Source organism: uncultured Tateyamaria sp. (assembly GCF_947503045.1).
Classification (GTDB): domain Bacteria; phylum Pseudomonadota; class Alphaproteobacteria; order Rhodobacterales; family Rhodobacteraceae; genus Tateyamaria.
Genome location: NZ_CANNCF010000002.1, coordinates 670,759 through 686,165, shown reverse-complemented (window position 1 = coordinate 686,165; position 15,407 = coordinate 670,759). Strand labels below are relative to the sequence as shown.

Below are 15,407 nucleotides of genomic sequence, written 5' to 3'. Positions count from 1 at the left end.
CGCGCAGGGTCAATAAGGCGGAGTTCAATAAGACAGGTCGACCCAGACGAGGTGATGGCGGCTGGCCGCTGCCACGGTGTTGGCCAGCGGGTCATCCGGTTCGGGCCACAGCACGCCGCTGTCAATCACCTGCCAATGGGTGGAGGGCAGCACGTAGTCCACGCGCAAGTTACCTGGCACCGGGTCATCCCAATCTGCCGTGTCGGTGCCGGATGCGCCTTGCGGAGCGACATCCTGCAGCATGGGTGAAGCGAGCAGGTTGGTGATCGCCGACTTGATCCCCGACCCATCCACGGGGTCGAGATTTGCATCGCCCGCTATCACGAACGCACCTTGAGGGGCCATGCCGACCGTCTCGTCCAGCACGTGAAGCCAGAGCATGATTTCGTCATGGTTGCGCTTGCCATTGCGGTCTTCGGGGCCATCAAAGACCGGAGGGCTGGCGTGAAAGGTCAGCACATCGAACCGGCCCGCAGGCCCGATGATCGGCACAATCCAATGGCCGGTGGTGGACAGGCGCTGGGCGGCCTGCGCCTCGGCACTTGGGAACGGTGCGCCATTGACCGTTGGCAGCAGGGCGTCGGGAATGTCTTGCCACAGCAGGGCCGACAGATCCTGCACATTGGCCGTGTCGATGGGCAAACGAGACAGGATCGCCATTCCGCCTTGCCCCGAGAACCGCCCATAACCCTGCGCATCACGCGGGCCACCCAACAACCCGTCGCCGTCCATGTCCAGACCAGTGGGCATGCCGGTGTTTGGGCGCAGCGCAAAAGCGTGGGGGTAGCCAGCCAACTCGGCTAGACGGGTCAACGCCTCGCCCGTCAGATCATAGTCAATGCCCTGCAAGGCCAGCACATCCGCATCTGCAGTGGCGATAACCTCCAGAACGGCGGTGATCTGTTCGTCTTCGCCACGGGCCAGATCCCGAAGGAACAGGCCGGGCCCGTCACGCTGAAGCTCAGTGTTGTAGGTGGCGACACGCAGGGTCTGCGCAAAAGCGCCCGTGCCTGCAATCAGGCACAGGCAAAAGGCAATCAGGCCACCTGCAAATCGGTGTCCGCTGTGGCGTAGGCGCGCTTGCGCTGGTCGCGGATCATCTCCGCGATCCGCTGCAATGCGATGCCGCGCATGATCATGCTGGCAGGAAGGAAGGCCCATGCGCTCATTGTCCAGATCAGGGTTTGCGGGTTCTCCAGCGAGATCGGGTTTATCAGATCAGCCGCCAGTTTGACCACCGCGGGGATAGCAAAGGGCAGCAAAAAGCCCAGCACGATGTTGATGCGGGCATCGCGGCTGAGACGCTGCAACACATCACCGCCCGTGGTCGGATCAAACAGGGGCAGGTTCACCCACACGTTGAACGCGCCTTTGCGCGATGGCCAACCCAGAATGCGGACCAGCACGAGGAAGGCCGCCATCGCCGTCAGCGAAGTGAGGTAGGACAGACCCGCCGCGGTGCGCACGGATTGAACGACGTCATAGTCGGCTCCGGCGGGCAGGGTCAGGACAACCATGCGGACGGGCGAATAGGGGAAATCGATGCTGTTGCCTACAATTGTGCCGACGGAGGTCAGCGCGTTTGTGGTCAGCGTGGGGTCGGTTTTGCCTTTGCAGATCAGGCTGAGAACGAGGACCGTCACGAACAGCGCGATGAACCGCAGGCGGTTGAACGGGGCCGCATCACGGAATTCGACAATGCTGGGACTGGCGGAATTGTATTCGACGAATGTCAGGAACGCCGCCAAAAGTGCAACCAATACAGTGGCTTGAGACGAGTCAATCGAGATGCCCGGCAGAATCAATGCCGGCAAGGCAATCATCAAAGCCATCATCACGCCGCGTATCGCGGCACCATACAGTCGTGCTATCACGTTTCGATCCCTTCAAACTGGCCAGCCGCGATACGTTGCCGCGTGCTTGTTCCAACTTGATCCCACCGGGTCTGGCGGGTTGCCTCATTGTTGCCCCATTTGTGCCTTGATTGACCCGGTCGCTCAAGTGTTGGGTTTACTGAAACGTAACTGCTGGGGCAATTTGAGGGAGGGGGTGGTGCCTTTGTGCATCATTTGTAAGGCGGCTTTTAGGCAAGGCCCAAGATGTTGTGTTTGGGCCTTGAAGGACGCATAGCGCCTTAACGTTTTCTACCGCAGGTTGGTTAACTGTGGCTCATACCCAGGGCCGGGCCTGCGCCGCCTGCGTCTCGAAACTCTGGATGCTATCGGCTTTGGCCATGGTCAGGCCAATATCGTCCAGCCCCTCGATCAGGCAGTGCTTTTTGAACGCATCCACCTCAAAGCTGAACACCTCTCCATCGGAGGTGGTCACTGTCTGCGCTGCAAGGTCGACGGTCATGCGGGCGTTGGCACCCTTCTCGGCATCTTTCATCAGCACGTCGACCGCTTCGGCGGGCAGGGCGATGGGCAGAATGCCGTTCTTGAAGCAGTTGTTGTAAAAGATGTCCGCAAAGGAGGTCGAGATCACGCAGCGGATGCCGAAATCCTTGATCGCCCAGGGCGCATGTTCGCGCGACGACCCGCAGCCGAAATTGTCGCCCGCCACGAGGATCTCTGCATTGCGATAGGCGTCCTGGTTCAGAACGAAGTCGGGGATTTCATTGCCCTGCCGGTCAAAGCGCATTTCGTCAAACAGGTTCACGCCAAGGCCGGACCGTTTGATCGTCTTCAGGAACTGCTTGGGGATGATCATATCAGTGTCGATATTGACCAGCGGCATGGGGGCCGCGATGCCCGTCAGTGTGGTGAACTTGTCCATTACATCATCTCCCGTACATCGGTGAGTTTGCCGGTGATGGCCGCCGCTGCCGCCATACCGGGCGACACCAGATGGGTGCGCCCTTTATATCCCTGCCGTCCTTCAAAGTTGCGGTTGGAGGTCGACACGCAGCGTTCCCCCTCGCTCAGCTGGTCGGGGTTCATTGCAAGGCACATGGAACAGCCTGCAAGGCGCCACTCGAACCCGGCTTCCTTGAAGATGTCGGCCAGCCCCTCTTCTTCGGCTTGCGCGCGCACGAGGCCCGAGCCGGGGACGATCATGGCGCGTTTGACCTTGATCTTTTTGCCTTTCAGGATCGCGGCCGCGGCGCGCAAATCTTCAATCCGGCCATTGGTGCAGGACCCGATAAAGACGGTGTCGATTTCGATGTCGCTCAGCGGTGTGCCCGGAGTCAGGCCCATATAGTCAAGGCTACGTTGTGCTGAGTCCACCTTGCCGCCGGTAAAGTCGCTGGCCGCAGGCACCTTGGCCGTGATGGGCAACACGTCCTCGGGCGAGGTGCCCCATGTGACGACGGGTGCGATGTCTTCACCGCGGATGGTGACCACCTTGTCCCAATGCGCGTCGTCGTCGGAATAGAGGGTCTTCCACCATGCAATCGCCGCTTCCCACTGTGCGCCCTTGGGGGCGTGGGGACGGCCCTTGCAGTATTCAAATGTCTTTTCATCCGGCGCGATCAGGCCCGCGCGTGCGCCGCCTTCGATGGCCATGTTGCAGACGGTCATGCGCCCTTCCATCGACAGATCACGGATCGCTTCGCCGCAATACTCGATGACATAGCCCGTGCCACCGGCGGTGCCGGTCTCACCAATCACCGACAGAGTGATGTCCTTGGCCGTGACGCCGAGGGCGAGCTTGCCGGTGATCTCGACCTTCATGTTCTTGCCCTTGCGCTGGATCAGCGTCTGGGTGGCCAGCACGTGTTCGACCTCGGACGTGCCGATGCCGTGCGCCAGCGCGCCGAATGCACCGTGGGTCGCGGTATGAGAATCGCCGCAGACCACGGTCATACCGGGCAGGGTCCAGCCCTGTTCGGGGCCGACGATGTGCACGATGCCCTGACGGACATCCGAGACCGGGTAATAGTGGATGCCGAAATCCTTGGCGTTCTTGTCGAGGGCTTCGACCTGAATGCGGCTGTCTTCGGTCATGGTGGCCGCGTTTGCGCGGTCCAGCGTTGTGGGCACATTGTGGTCCGGCACGGCGATGGTCTTGTCGGGTGCGCGCACGGTGCGGTTGGTCATGCGCAGCCCTTCAAAGGCCTGCGGGCTGGTCACCTCGTGGACCAGATGGCGGTCGATATAAAGAAGGCAGGTGCCGTCTTCGGCCTCGTGGGCGACATGGGCATCCCAGATTTTGTCATAAAGCGTCTTGGGGGACATATGGTCCTCTCCCTTTGATTGGCGGTGTTTGAATGGATGACGGGCGGGCGCGCCTATAGGCGTGCAAGCACCGTGTGTGTCGCCCCGAAAAAGCGTTCGCGCAAGCGCGCGCGGTCATCCATGTCAAAGAGGCGGTTCATATCCCCGCTGTTAACGGGATTCCGCTAACCAATCAAGCAAGCGCGTGCTGCCATAATGCACCTCACGCCAGTGGCGCTTGTGGGCGACGTGAGGCACGTGGCGCCGTGGGGTGTTTCGGGGTCACGTGGGGTGGCGTGCCGCCGTCTGATGGCAGAATGGACACAAACAGCGCCGCCCACCACATCACCCCCGTCACCAGCAGGCTGGGCAGGGCCGTCAGGATTGCGACGTTGCGGGACAAGGGCTCGGCCAGGTTCATGTTGATCACGGCCATGAATCCCAGCACCAGCGCCACAATGAAGACCGCCGACGCAGCACACATCGACCCAAATCCGCTGAGGAAACCGCTGGGCGCGCGCAGGAACCCAGGCTGCCAGTGCGGTTTGCACAGCACAAGCGCGACGCCCAGACCGATCAGGATCACCACAAGTGACCGCAGAAAGACACCGTTCAGCGCAAAGATCGGCATCGTGAACAGCGCCAAGCCTACAAGCAGCATCATGTAGCTGCCCTGAACACGCAGGGCCAAGCGGTACGTGGCGCGGATAAATCGGTGCATTGGCGTCTCGTCCTCATCAAGCGGGGGGTCCTGACTGGCAGCGAACTGGGCGTAAATTGTGGCTGGCTTGGGGTCATTTTCCGGTGTCCGGGACGCTCTTGCCTCTCGCCCCCGGCCCATGCGACCGTGCGCAAAACAGCGAGGCGCAATGGCCAACCACACAACGACGACGGGCAGCAACGAAATTGCGGATGCTTTGAATTCCGCAGCCGAGGCCGCGGTCACCGGGTCCACCGATGACGGCGTGACCCTTGTCCAATCCATCCTGGCGCTGTTCGCCACCTTGTGGTCCGAGGTCGAGGGCCTGCTGATGTCGCTGATCCGGCCATGGGTCGGGTATCAGCTGCTGATCGTGTTGCTGGTCTTTGTGCTGGCCCACCTGATGCGACGCTGGCTGGGGCCACCGATCCGGGCGTGGATGGGCACGCGTGAAGGCTGGCCAAAATGGCGCATGCGGGTTCTGGTTGTCGTGCATCAGCGCCTGCGGGCGATCTTTTTCGTTATCCTGATCTGGATCGTGGTGCTGATCATGCGCGAGGTCACGTGGCCCTCGCGGTCCTATATTGTGGCCCTCGTGGCCACGCTGGGCTTTGCCTGGTTGTCGGTTGTGTTCGCAACCCGGCTGATCCGATCGATGTTCCTGCGGCGCATGGTGCGGTTTGGGGCGATTGCCTATGTCACGCTCTATATTCTTGGCGTTCTGGACCATGCCGCCGAAATCCTTGATGCGGCGGCGATCTCTCTGGGTGGTATGCGCCTGTCGCTGTTGCTGGTTGTGCAGGGCATCGTGGTCATCGGTGTGCTGTTGACGCTGGCGCGGTTTGTGACATCGACCACTTCGGCGCGGGTCGCCACCAACGAAGACATCTCTCCGTCCATGCGGGTGTTGATCGTGAAGGTCGTTCAGATCGTGTTTTACACACTGGCTTTCTTTGTCGGGGTGCGAGCGCTGGGCATTGATCTGACCGGGCTTGCCGTCCTGTCGGGCGCCATCGGTGTCGGCCTCGGCTTTGGCCTGCAGAAGGTGGTGTCCAACCTCGTGTCGGGTGTGATCATCCTGCTGGACAAGTCGATCAAGCCCGGTGACGTGATTTCGCTGGGCGACACGTTTGGCTGGATCCAGACACTGGGCGCGCGCTATGCCTCGGTGGTCACGCGGGATGGCCGCGAATACCTGATCCCGAACGAGGACCTGATCACCGGACAGGTGGTGAACTGGTCGCATTCGGATGAATTCGTGCGGCTCGATATCTATTTCGGCACCGCCTATGACGACGACCCGCACACTGTGCGCAAACTGGCGATCGAGGCTGCGGGCGGGGTCGAACGGGTGCTGACCAGCCGACCCCCCGTCTGCCATATCGTCGGATTTGGCGACAGTTCGGTGGACTATATCCTGCGCTTCTGGATCACGGACCCGACCGGCGGGCTGACCAATATCCGCGGGCGGGTCTATCTGGCGCTGTGGGACACGTTCAAGGAAAACAACATCTCGATCCCGTTCCCGCAGCGCGAAGTGCGCGTGCTGAACAAGGATGTTCCGAACACTGCACTCGACTAGATCACGCTGCCACCCAAACAGGCAGGCAGGGCGACACAACGCCACCCGGTGCGGCATTCATTGAAATGTCACCTCTGCGTTGTTACCATAAAGGTGTCCCAGCGCCGGGGACGTGGTCGGCGCACTGAAAAGGAGGACGATGTCCTGTCAATTTCTGCAGAAGCGGTGCGCGCCGCTGATGGGGCTGCGGCCATGATCGCCACAGCCAAAACGCAAGCCACAAGCGAATTGCTCCTGGCGGCTGTTCTTTCCTCTCTCTCCGATGACAAGGCCGAAGACGTTGTGCAGATCGATCTGCGCGGCAAGACCGAGATTGGTGACTACATGGTCATCTGCTCGGGCCGTTCGACACGTCAGGTGTCAGCCATGTCGGAAAAGCTGGTCGAACGGTTGAAAGGTGAATTCGGCGTCAATGCCCGGACCGAAGGCAAGGGCACGGGCGACTGGGTGCTGATCGATACGGGCGATGTGATCGTCCATATCTTCCGTCCCGAAGTGCGCGAGTTCTATCAGTTGGAGAAGATGTGGCAGCCCACGGCTGCCAACTGATCGCACTCTGATGCGTGTTCATATCTGTGCTGTGGGCCGCCTGCGCGGCGGGCCCGAGGCCGAGTTGATTTCAGACTACACCACCCGCTTTGACAGAACGGGCCGGGCACTGGGCCTTGGCCCGCTTTCCATCATCGAGGTCGAGGACCGCAAGGGCGGCGGCATGGGGGCAGAAGCCGACCTGCTGCGCCGCGCCTTGCCCAAGGGGACGGTGATCTGTTGTCTGGACGAACGCGGACGGGTCGAGACTTCGCCTGCCTTTGCCAAGCGGCTGGCGTCGTGGCGCGACACGGGACGCAGCGATGTGGCCTTTGTCATCGGCGGGGCGGACGGGATCGACCCGGGCCTGCGGGCCGAAGCGGACCATTTGCTGTCCTTCGGGGCGATGGTCTGGCCGCACATGTTGGTGCGGGTGATGCTGAGCGAACAGCTTTATCGCGCTGCATCGATTCTGGCCGGATCGCCCTATCACCGCGCGTGATTCAGAGGCCGCCTTGCGGCGACGTCATGTTTTAGGGGGCTTTGCCCCCGTCCCTCGGACTCCCCCATGGTATTTCCGGTCAGAAGAAACACTCTTCTGTTCGATCTTCTCTGATTTGGAAAAATCCCGGGGGTGAGGCGCGCAGCGCCGAGGGGGCTGGCCCCCGTCCGCAACCGCAATCAGCGCAGATCGACGATTGTCGTGCCTGCGTTCCAGCCTGCAGGCAGATCGCGCGCCTGCACTTGCACCTGCGTGGTGCCGGAGGGGATCTTCACCCCATCAAGACTACGGGTGAAGGGTTGTTCGTTTTCGTGGGGGTGGAACAGCACCCGCATGCCCAGCTCGTTTCCGTCCATGTCCAGCACACGCCAGCCATCGGCATAGTGATCCCATCCGGTGTCGGGGTGCAGGATCGTCACATCGAACCGGTAGGTTTCCGGCGCCGTGCGCGTGACGGTGACGTTTTCGATCACCGGCTCCTCGGCGAGGACGGGGGTGGCGACAAGCAGGGCGGCAAGAACAAGGTGTTTCATGGGCGCATCATAGATCAGGCTGCGGGTTGTTGTCCCATCACGTCTGTGTGCCCAGCAGAATGGTGCGCGACTTGGATGCAAATTCGCGCCGCCAGATGACCCCAAGCGTGAACAAAGTGGCCGCAACCAGTGGCACGGGTCCGGCCAACCAGGCGGCACAGGTCAGCCCGAAATAGACAGAGCGCAGGCCCCGGTTGAACGACCGGGCAGCGGCGATGTTCACCTCTGCCGCCTGCATCGCGCGGGGTTCGCACAGTGGGTCCGTGACCTCGTTGGGCACCGCCGCCATCACAACTGCCGCATAGCCAAACAGCCGGTTGGCCCAGACGAATTTCAGAAAGGCATTGGACAGGAACAGCGCCAACACAACAAGTTTGACTTCCCAGACAAAGGCAGGTGCGTCCATGAGGGTCAGCTCATTTGCGATGCTTGTCACCCGCTCGGCATTGCCGATCACGGCAAGCGTCCCGCCAATGGCAATCACCGAGGTCGAGGCGAAAAAGGCGGTGCCCTGCCGCAGGCTTGCCACCACCTGTGCGTCGAAAATGCGCGGTTCCCGAGTGATCATCTGGCGCATCCACTCGCGCCGGTATCCTGCCATGATCTGCGAGGTGGACGGGTGCCGCGCGGTGGCATGTTCGATCCGCCAGCCAATCAGTAGCCACATGACCACCAAAAGCCCGAGGGCGACTCCATCCAGCGAGGAAAACAGCGAAATACGTTCAAGCCAAGTCATGGCTGCGCTCTTACACCGCAACAAATCAGATTGCATCCTGTCAAAATTGGTCATATTATTTTACCAATCCTGAAGGAGGCGCCCATGGAAATGCCCGTTCCCGATCCGGCGATACTCGCCCGCAAAGCCCGCGTGGTCGAAAGACTGCGCGAGGTGTTGCCCCGCGATGCGGTGATCGACGACCCCATGGAAACCCGCGCCTATGAGTGCGACGCGCTGACCGCCTATCGCTGTCCGCCGATGGTAGCAGTGCTGCCGTCCACCACCGCCGAAGTGTCTGATGTTTTGCGCATTTGTCACGAGATCGGGGTGCCCGTGGTGCCGCGCGGGTCGGGCACGTCGCTGGCCGGGGGCGCGTTGCCCACAGCCGATTGTGTGATCCTTGGTGTGGCGCGCATGAACGAGGTTCTCGAAACCGATTATGACAACCGCTGCGTCCGCGTGCAGACGGGCCGGACCAACCTGTCTGTCACGGGTGCCGTCGAATCGGATGGGTTTTTCTATGCCCCAGATCCCTCAAGCCAGCTTGCCTGTGCCATTGCGGGCAATATCGCAATGAATTCGGGCGGGGCGCATTGCCTGAAATACGGCGTGACCACCAACAACCTGATGGGCGTGACCCTTGTGCAGATGGACGGCACCGTGGTCGAGATTGGCGGCGCACATCTCGATTCCGGCGGGCTGGACCTCTTGGGTCTGATTTGCGGTTCCGAAGGTCAGTTGGGCGTGGTGACCGAGGCCACATTGCGCATTCTGCACAAACCCGAGGGTGCGCGGCCCGTGCTCATGGGCTTTGACAGTGCCGAAATTGCCGGGGCTTGCGTGGGTGATATCATCAAGGCAGGCGTTCTGCCTGTCGCGATCGAGTTCATGGACCGCATGCTGATCGAGGTTTGCGAGGATTTCGCCAAGGCGGATTACCCGCTGTGCGAGGCGCTGCTGATCGTCGAGGTCGAAGGATCGGAGGCCGAGATCAACGACCAGCTCGCCCTGATCACCGAGATCGCGAAACGCCACAATCCGGTTGCCCTGCGCGAAAGCGCCAGCGCTGAGGAATCCGCCCGTATCTGGGCAGGGCGCAAGGCGGCGTTTTCGGCCATAGGCCGAGTGAGTGACTACATGTGTCTGGACGGGACGATTCCGGTGTCCGAGCTGCCGTATGTGTTGCGCCGCATCGGCGAGATGTCCAAGGAATATGGCCTGCCCGTGGGCAATGTCTTTCACGCAGGCGACGGCAACATGCACCCGCTGATCTGCTACGATGCGAACAAGCCCGGCGATCTGGAAATCTGTGAAGAATTCGGCGCCGAGGTGCTGAAACTCTGTGTCGAAGTCGGAGGGTGCCTCACCGGTGAACACGGCGTGGGCATCGAAAAGCGTGATCTGATGACCCATCAATATGCCCCGAACGATCTGGAGGCGCAGATGGTGATCAAGGACGTGTTTGACGCCAAATGGCTGCTGAACCCCGCCAAAGTGTTCCCGCTGGCGGTGTCCGAGGCCCGCCGTGGCACAGCAATTGCCGCCGAATAGGGGGCCAGCCCCCTCGGCCTTCGGCCTCACCCCCGGGATTTTTTGGAATCAGAGAAGATGACCACATTGAAAACGGAATCAGACGTGGCAGAGGCAGTGCTGGCGGCAAAGGGCCCCTTGGCCGTGCGCGGCGGCGGCACGCGCAGTGTGGGGCGGCCTGTGGTCGGGGATGTGCTGGATGTGTCCGGTCTGTCGGGCGTCACGCTGTATGAACCGGGCGCGCTGACCATAGTGGCACAGGCGGGCACGCCCGTGACCGAGATCGAAATGACTCTGGCGAAGGAAAACCAGCGTCTGGCCTTTGAACCCTATGATCTAAAAGGTCTTTTGGGCACCAAGGGCAAGTCAACCATTGGCGGGGTCATCGCCACCAATGCAAGCGGGCCGCGCCGCATACAGGCGGGGGCGGCGCGGGATTTTGCGCTGGGTGTGCGGTTTGTCGACGGGGCCGGGAATATCATCAAGAACGGTGGCCGCGTCATGAAGAATGTGACGGGCTATGATCTGGTCAAGCTGATGGCCGGATCCTGGGGCACGCTTGGCGTATTGACCGAAGTGAGCCTTAAAGTACTGCCCGCTGTTGAGGCGACAACCACGCTGGTCATCACGGATCGCGACCCCGGGCAGGCGGTGGCGGCGATGAGTGCGGCGCTCGGTTCCCCTTTCGAGGTGTCCGGGGCGGCGTGGATCGACGGCGCTGTTTGGTTGCGGCTCGAAGGGTTTGCGAGCTCGGTCGATTACCGCGCCAAGGCGCTGGGCGACCTGTTGATCCGCCACGGGGACATCACCCACGATGACGGCGCAGACTGGGGCCGGGTGCGCGATGGCGCCCCGATGACGGCGAGCAGCACGGTCTGGCGCATTTCCGTCAAACCCAGCGACGGGCCAGCCGTGATCGCGGCCCTGCCCGAGGGCAGTCAGGCGATGATGGACTGGGGCGGTGGTCTGGTCTGGGCCGGGTGCGACACGGCGGATGCAGCGACACATGCCGCGGTCCAGTCCCGCGTCGCGGCCCTTGGCGGCCATGCGACCCTGATCAAGGCGCCCGAGGCCCTGCGCGCCGCCGTTCCGGTGTTCCAGCCCGAAGCGGCAGGGGTTGCGGCGCTGAGTGCCGCGCTGCGGGCGCGCTTTGATCCGCGCGGTATCCTCAATCCGGGTCTGATGGCGGCATGATGCTGCTGGTCCTTTTCACAATGGCCTTTGTGCTGGGACCGGGCCTGTTCCTGATCCTGTTGCATTATGACTTCGGGCGGGGGCCACTGGCGTTGGTCGCTTCACTGTTGGTCGTGGCCAGCTTTGTGCTGCGCAGCGAGGCGGGGCTGACCCTCGCCCTTGAGCCGGTGCCGGTGTTTCTAAGCATCGCCGCGATTTGGATCGCATGGGTCCTCGTGCTGGTTCTGGTCGTGCGCGCATGGCGCAGCGCCCACCCAACGGCTGCCGCACAGCGTTGGAGTCGGGCAATCGGTGCAATGGGCACAACCGTGCCGTGGTTCGGCTTTGCCGCCGCTCAAATGATGGTGAAATAGATGCAGACGACCTTTACCCCCGAGCAGCTCAAGGACCCCGCGATCGAGCGCAGCAATGAAATCCTGCGCAACTGTGTGCATTGCGGCTTCTGCACGGCAACTTGCCCGACATATCAAGTGCTTGGAGACGAGCTGGATTCTCCGCGCGGGCGCATTTACCTGATCAAGGACATGCTGGAAAACGACCGTAAACCGGATAAAAAGGTGGTCAAGCATATCGACCGCTGCCTCAGCTGTCTGGCCTGCATGACAACCTGTCCGTCCGGTGTGCATTACATGCATCTGGTGGACCATGCCCGCGAATATATCGAAGACAATTACAAACGGCCTCTAGTGGATCGCTGGTTGCGCTGGGTGCTGGCGCAGATCCTGCCCTATCCGATGCGCTTTCGCGTCGCCTTGCTGGGCGCCAAAATTGGGCGGCCCTTCGCAGCGCTGATGCCGGATGCGCGGTTGCGCGCGATGCTGGAGATGGCCCCCAAACACATCCCGCCTGTGTCCCGCAACGATGATCCGCAAAGCTTTGCACCCAAGGCAGAGAAAAAGATGCGCGTGGCGCTGATGACGGGCTGTGCGCAAAAGGCGCTGAATACGGACATCAATGACGCCACCATTCGCCTGCTGACCCGGCTCGGGTGCGAGGTGGTTGTGGCCGAGGGTGCTGGCTGTTGCGGGGCGCTGACCCATCACATGGGCAAGACGGCGGAAAGCCACGGCACCGCAGCCAGGAATATCACCGCGTGGGCGCGCGAAATGGATGGCGACGGGCTGGATGCCATTGTGATCAACACGTCCGGCTGCGGCACGACGGTCAAGGATTACGGCCACATGTTCCGCAATGAACCGCTGGCGGCGGATGCGGCCCGCGTGTCTGCTATCGCAATGGACGTCAGTGAGGTGCTGATGAAACTCAACCTGCCCGGGGGCGCGCCGCAGGACATGACCATAGCCTACCATGCGGCCTGTTCGCTGCAACACGGGCAGCAGATCAAGACCTATCCCAAGGACCTGCTGAAAAAGGCGGGCTACACCGTGGTCGAACCCTCCGACAGCCATCTATGTTGCGGATCGGCAGGCACCTACAACCTGATGCAGCCCGAGATTTCCGGGCAGCTGAAAGAACGCAAAGTGCGCACGCTGATGGCCAAGAATCCGGACATCATTGCGGCTGGCAACATCGGCTGCATGATGCAGATCGGGTCAGCCGCCGGGGTGCCGGTGGTGCACACGGTCGAACTGCTGGATTGGGCCAGCGGCGGGCCGCGCCCTCCGGCTCTGGATCGCAGCAATTCGGATGTGCCAATTTTGCGTTAATTCCGCTGCATGCCCTAATTCTGCCCGGTTTGCCGCCTATTACCCGCGTATAACACCCGAGTACGAAGTAGGTATTTTATGCGCCGATGGATGGCCCTTTCGATCATGACCCTGGTCGTGACGACAACCGCGTTGGCGCAGGATTCGCAACTACGCAGGTTGTCCACGGGCGATGACGCCAAAGAGTGGGAAGCGGTCGGGCGGTTGAACATTGGCGGCACCGGATTCTGCACGGGTGCGCTGATTGCCCCGAACATGGTGCTGACAGCGGCGCATTGCCTCTTTGACAAGCAAACGGGCGTGCGGATTGATCACGGCGAGGTTGAATTTCTGGCCGGTTGGCGCAACGGGCGCGCATCGGCGTACCGATCGATCAAGCAAGCCGTGGTGCACCCGGACTATATCTACGCTCCCAACGTCAACAGCGGCGGCGTGGGCAACGATCTGGCCCTGCTTCAGCTTGATCGCCCGATCCGCAATGGCAAAATCGAACCTTTCATGACCGAGGCCAAACCCGAGCGCGGGGACAAGGTGGCCGTGGTCAGCTATGGGACGGGCCGCTCCGAAGAGCCCTCTCTGCAAGAGCTGTGCAGCGTACTGGCCTTGCAGCAGGGCATGCTGGTGACCTCGTGCACGGTTGATTCGGGCAGCTCGGGTGCTCCTATTTTCATGGTCCAGGACGGAAAGGTGCAGATCGTGTCGATCGTGTCCGCCAAGGCCGAGGTCGAAGGGCAGGCCGTGTCGCTGGGGACCTCGCTCGGGGCGCCCCTGGCACAGTTGCAGGCCGAAATGGTGGCCCAGCAGGACCAGCTTGACCGACGCCTTGGGGCAGGCGTGCGTCAGGACACCGGCGCAAAGTTCTTGAAACCATGAGATGGCTAGCGATCCTTTTCTGCCTGATGATGGGCAGCTCCGGGGCGGCCCAGACCACATCCTTGCGCACGCTGGATACCGACTATTCCGCCGCCAGCTGGAAGGCTGTGGGCCGCATCGACTTTGGACACGGTGCGTTCTGTTCCGGCACGCTGATCGCACCGGACCTTGTGCTGACGGCCGCGCACTGCCTGTACCAGCCCGGGTCAAACCGGCTGTGGCCGACAAATGTGATCCGGTTCCGCGCGGGCCTGCGGGACGGCGCTGCAGCGGCAACACGGGTGGCCAAGGCTGCCGCGGCCCATTCAAAATTCGATCCCGTCGGCCCGCTGACGGCCATCAATGTGGCGCATGATGTGGCTCTGATCCAATTGGGTGAACCGATCTCGACCTTTGATGTGCCGCCTTTCTACATCCACAACGACCGCATTGCGCCGGGCCCGGTCAGCGTCGTGTCCTATGGCCGCGACCGGGCGGACGCGCAATCGCGGCAAAAGCAGTGCCAGATGCTGGTGCAGCTGGGTGATGCGATGGTGTTTGACTGCGATGTGACCTTTGGCTCGTCCGGGTCGCCTGTGTTTTCGCATCTCAACGGGCGCGGACGGATCATGGCGGTGATTTCCGGCATGATGGAGATTGACGGGCAGAAACGCTCGGTCGGGATGGCACTGCCCGAACGCGTGACCGAGCTGAAATCCCAACTGCGCCTGCAGGTCGCGCCACCAACCGCGCGGGTCAAGCGCATCACCGTGGGTGGTGGCACGCGCACCGGCACCGGTGCCAAATTTGTCCGCCCCTAGGGGTCTTGAACGCGCAAAAATCCTTACCACATATTCCTCATCGGATGCTCGAACGGGGTCCGACCATAGCAACCCTGCGGGTCTGTCCAAAATGGAAGGCCCGCCTGTCATCGCTCAAGTGAGGATAACAATGCGTACATATGATTTTGCACCGCTTTACCGCGCAACCGTTGGTTTTGACCAGATTGCGGACCTGATGGACCGGGTCGTCGCATCCGAGACAAACGCCAACACCTACCCGCCCTACAACATCGAAAAGACCGACGATGATACCTATCGTATCTCGGTTGCCGTGGCCGGATTTTCCGACGCGGACCTGAATGTCGAGGTCAAGGAAAAGAACCTGATCGTCTCGGCCAAGAAAGTGGATGAGGACAAGAAAACCTATCTGCACCGCGGCATCGCGACCCGCGCGTTCGAGCGCCGGTTCCATCTGGCCGACCACATCGTGGTGACCGGAGCCTCCCATGTGGATGGCATGCTGCACATCGATCTGGTCAAGGAAGTGCCAGAAGCGCTGAAACCGCGCCGGATCGAGATCGCGGGTCAGAAAAAAGCGATTGAAACGGACGTCGTGGACGCCAAAGCCGTCAACTGATCCATCTGAACCAAACGGAGCCGGA

The 15,407-nt window shown here is 61.6% G+C and carries 17 protein-coding genes; 10 read left to right on the top strand and 7 right to left on the bottom strand.

Annotated features, from left to right (window positions below):
* Positions 1–24: 24 nt before the first annotated feature.
* The 5 genes from Q1A89_RS11785 to Q1A89_RS11765 all read right to left on the bottom strand — a co-directional run bounded on the left by Q1A89_RS11785 (position 25) and on the right by Q1A89_RS11765 (position 4,878).
* Positions 25–987, bottom strand: coding sequence for an endonuclease/exonuclease/phosphatase family protein (locus Q1A89_RS11785; RefSeq protein WP_299729155.1), 963 nt, complete (start codon positions 985–987; stop codon positions 25–27).
* 50 nt (positions 988–1,037) lie between these two features.
* Positions 1,038–1,874, bottom strand: a complete 837-nt coding sequence (locus Q1A89_RS11780) for a hypothetical protein (protein ID WP_299727954.1) — start codon at positions 1,872–1,874, stop codon at positions 1,038–1,040.
* Positions 1,875–2,169: 295 nt separating this feature from the next.
* A complete protein-coding gene (gene leuD, locus Q1A89_RS11775) occupies positions 2,170–2,775 on the bottom strand; it encodes a 3-isopropylmalate dehydratase small subunit (RefSeq protein WP_299727952.1) in 606 nt (201 codons plus the stop codon).
* Positions 2,775–4,178, bottom strand: coding sequence for a 3-isopropylmalate dehydratase large subunit (gene leuC / locus Q1A89_RS11770; protein WP_299727950.1), 1,404 nt, complete (start codon positions 4,176–4,178; stop codon positions 2,775–2,777). The genes leuD and leuC overlap by 1 nt, the downstream gene beginning before the upstream one ends.
* Before the next feature lie 202 nt (positions 4,179–4,380).
* Positions 4,381–4,878: a hypothetical protein gene (locus Q1A89_RS11765; RefSeq protein WP_299727948.1), complete on the bottom strand. Its 498-nt coding sequence runs from the start codon at positions 4,876–4,878 to the stop codon at positions 4,381–4,383.
* A 148-nt stretch (positions 4,879–5,026) separates the two neighbouring features.
* Here Q1A89_RS11765 and Q1A89_RS11760 point away from each other — a divergent pair, with 148 nt between their 5' ends.
* The 3 genes from Q1A89_RS11760 (at position 5,027) to rlmH (ending at position 7,469) form a co-directional block, all read left to right on the top strand.
* Complete coding sequence (locus Q1A89_RS11760) at positions 5,027–6,439, top strand: mechanosensitive ion channel domain-containing protein (protein ID WP_299727946.1); 1,413 nt, start codon at positions 5,027–5,029, stop codon at positions 6,437–6,439.
* A gap of 192 nt (positions 6,440–6,631) precedes the next feature.
* The gene (rsfS, locus tag Q1A89_RS11755) at positions 6,632–6,988 is read left to right on the top strand and encodes a ribosome silencing factor (RefSeq protein WP_299729152.1); all 357 of its coding nucleotides are present in this window, start codon (positions 6,632–6,634) and stop codon (positions 6,986–6,988) included.
* Positions 6,989–6,998: 10 nt separating this feature from the next.
* On the top strand, positions 6,999–7,469 hold the full coding sequence (gene rlmH / locus Q1A89_RS11750) for a 23S rRNA (pseudouridine(1915)-N(3))-methyltransferase RlmH (RefSeq protein ID WP_299727942.1): 471 nt from the start codon (positions 6,999–7,001) through the stop codon (positions 7,467–7,469).
* Between the two features lie 179 nt (positions 7,470–7,648).
* On the opposite strand, the gene Q1A89_RS11745 is transcribed toward rlmH, so the two are convergent.
* Both Q1A89_RS11745 and Q1A89_RS11740 read right to left on the bottom strand, forming a co-directional pair.
* On the bottom strand, positions 7,649–8,002 hold the full coding sequence (locus tag Q1A89_RS11745) for a hypothetical protein (RefSeq protein ID WP_299727939.1): 354 nt from the start codon (positions 8,000–8,002) through the stop codon (positions 7,649–7,651).
* Between the two features lie 37 nt (positions 8,003–8,039).
* Positions 8,040–8,738, bottom strand: coding sequence for a DUF599 domain-containing protein (locus tag Q1A89_RS11740; protein ID WP_299727936.1), 699 nt, complete (start codon positions 8,736–8,738; stop codon positions 8,040–8,042).
* Positions 8,739–8,822: 84 nt separating this feature from the next.
* Here Q1A89_RS11740 and Q1A89_RS11735 point away from each other — a divergent pair, with 84 nt between their 5' ends.
* From Q1A89_RS11735 to Q1A89_RS11705, 7 genes are all read left to right on the top strand, one after another.
* Entirely contained in the window at positions 8,823–10,271 is a 1,449-nt protein-coding gene (locus tag Q1A89_RS11735) for an FAD-linked oxidase C-terminal domain-containing protein (protein WP_299727933.1), read from the top strand.
* Positions 10,272–10,328: 57 nt separating this feature from the next.
* Positions 10,329–11,444 (top strand): glycolate oxidase subunit GlcE, encoded by a 1,116-nt coding sequence (gene glcE / locus Q1A89_RS11730; RefSeq protein ID WP_299727930.1) that lies wholly within the window; start codon positions 10,329–10,331, stop codon positions 11,442–11,444.
* Positions 11,441–11,797 (top strand): hypothetical protein, encoded by a 357-nt coding sequence (locus Q1A89_RS11725; protein WP_299727928.1) that lies wholly within the window; start codon positions 11,441–11,443, stop codon positions 11,795–11,797. The genes glcE and Q1A89_RS11725 overlap by 4 nt, the downstream gene beginning before the upstream one ends.
* The gene (gene glcF, locus Q1A89_RS11720) at positions 11,798–13,111 is read left to right on the top strand and encodes a glycolate oxidase subunit GlcF (RefSeq protein ID WP_299727926.1); all 1,314 of its coding nucleotides are present in this window, start codon (positions 11,798–11,800) and stop codon (positions 13,109–13,111) included.
* Positions 13,112–13,216: 105 nt separating this feature from the next.
* Positions 13,217–13,984 (top strand): trypsin-like serine protease, encoded by a 768-nt coding sequence (locus Q1A89_RS11715; protein WP_299727923.1) that lies wholly within the window; start codon positions 13,217–13,219, stop codon positions 13,982–13,984.
* A gap of 26 nt (positions 13,985–14,010) precedes the next feature.
* The gene (locus Q1A89_RS11710) at positions 14,011–14,784 is read left to right on the top strand and encodes a trypsin-like peptidase domain-containing protein (protein WP_299727920.1); all 774 of its coding nucleotides are present in this window, start codon (positions 14,011–14,013) and stop codon (positions 14,782–14,784) included.
* Between the two features lie 130 nt (positions 14,785–14,914).
* Positions 14,915–15,382, top strand: coding sequence for an Hsp20 family protein (locus tag Q1A89_RS11705; protein WP_299727917.1), 468 nt, complete (start codon positions 14,915–14,917; stop codon positions 15,380–15,382).
* Positions 15,383–15,407: the final 25 nt, after the last annotated feature.

What these genes read in the sequence shown, in the direction of transcription:
- Q1A89_RS11745 (WP_299727939.1), bottom strand. Translation starts at nt 8,002, where the DNA reads ATGAAACACCTTGTTCTTGCCGCCCTGCTTGTCGCCACCCCCGTCCTC.
- rlmH (WP_299727942.1), top strand. Translation starts at nt 6,999, where the DNA reads ATGCGTGTTCATATCTGTGCTGTGGGCCGCCTGCGCGGCGGGCCCGAG.
- glcE (WP_299727930.1), top strand. Translation starts at nt 10,329, where the DNA reads ATGACCACATTGAAAACGGAATCAGACGTGGCAGAGGCAGTGCTGGCG.
- Q1A89_RS11705 (WP_299727917.1), top strand. Translation starts at nt 14,915, where the DNA reads ATGCGTACATATGATTTTGCACCGCTTTACCGCGCAACCGTTGGTTTT.
- leuD (WP_299727952.1), bottom strand. Translation starts at nt 2,775, where the DNA reads ATGGACAAGTTCACCACACTGACGGGCATCGCGGCCCCCATGCCGCTG.
- Q1A89_RS11725 (WP_299727928.1), top strand. Translation starts at nt 11,441, where the DNA reads ATGATGCTGCTGGTCCTTTTCACAATGGCCTTTGTGCTGGGACCGGGC.
- glcF (WP_299727926.1), top strand. Translation starts at nt 11,798, where the DNA reads ATGCAGACGACCTTTACCCCCGAGCAGCTCAAGGACCCCGCGATCGAG.
- rsfS (WP_299729152.1), top strand. Translation starts at nt 6,632, where the DNA reads ATGATCGCCACAGCCAAAACGCAAGCCACAAGCGAATTGCTCCTGGCG.
- Q1A89_RS11765 (WP_299727948.1), bottom strand. Translation starts at nt 4,878, where the DNA reads ATGCACCGATTTATCCGCGCCACGTACCGCTTGGCCCTGCGTGTTCAG.
- leuC (WP_299727950.1), bottom strand. Translation starts at nt 4,178, where the DNA reads ATGTCCCCCAAGACGCTTTATGACAAAATCTGGGATGCCCATGTCGCC.
- Q1A89_RS11740 (WP_299727936.1), bottom strand. Translation starts at nt 8,738, where the DNA reads ATGACTTGGCTTGAACGTATTTCGCTGTTTTCCTCGCTGGATGGAGTC.
- Q1A89_RS11715 (WP_299727923.1), top strand. Translation starts at nt 13,217, where the DNA reads ATGACCCTGGTCGTGACGACAACCGCGTTGGCGCAGGATTCGCAACTA.
- Q1A89_RS11735 (WP_299727933.1), top strand. Translation starts at nt 8,823, where the DNA reads ATGGAAATGCCCGTTCCCGATCCGGCGATACTCGCCCGCAAAGCCCGC.
- Q1A89_RS11760 (WP_299727946.1), top strand. Translation starts at nt 5,027, where the DNA reads ATGGCCAACCACACAACGACGACGGGCAGCAACGAAATTGCGGATGCT.
- Q1A89_RS11710 (WP_299727920.1), top strand. Translation starts at nt 14,011, where the DNA reads ATGATGGGCAGCTCCGGGGCGGCCCAGACCACATCCTTGCGCACGCTG.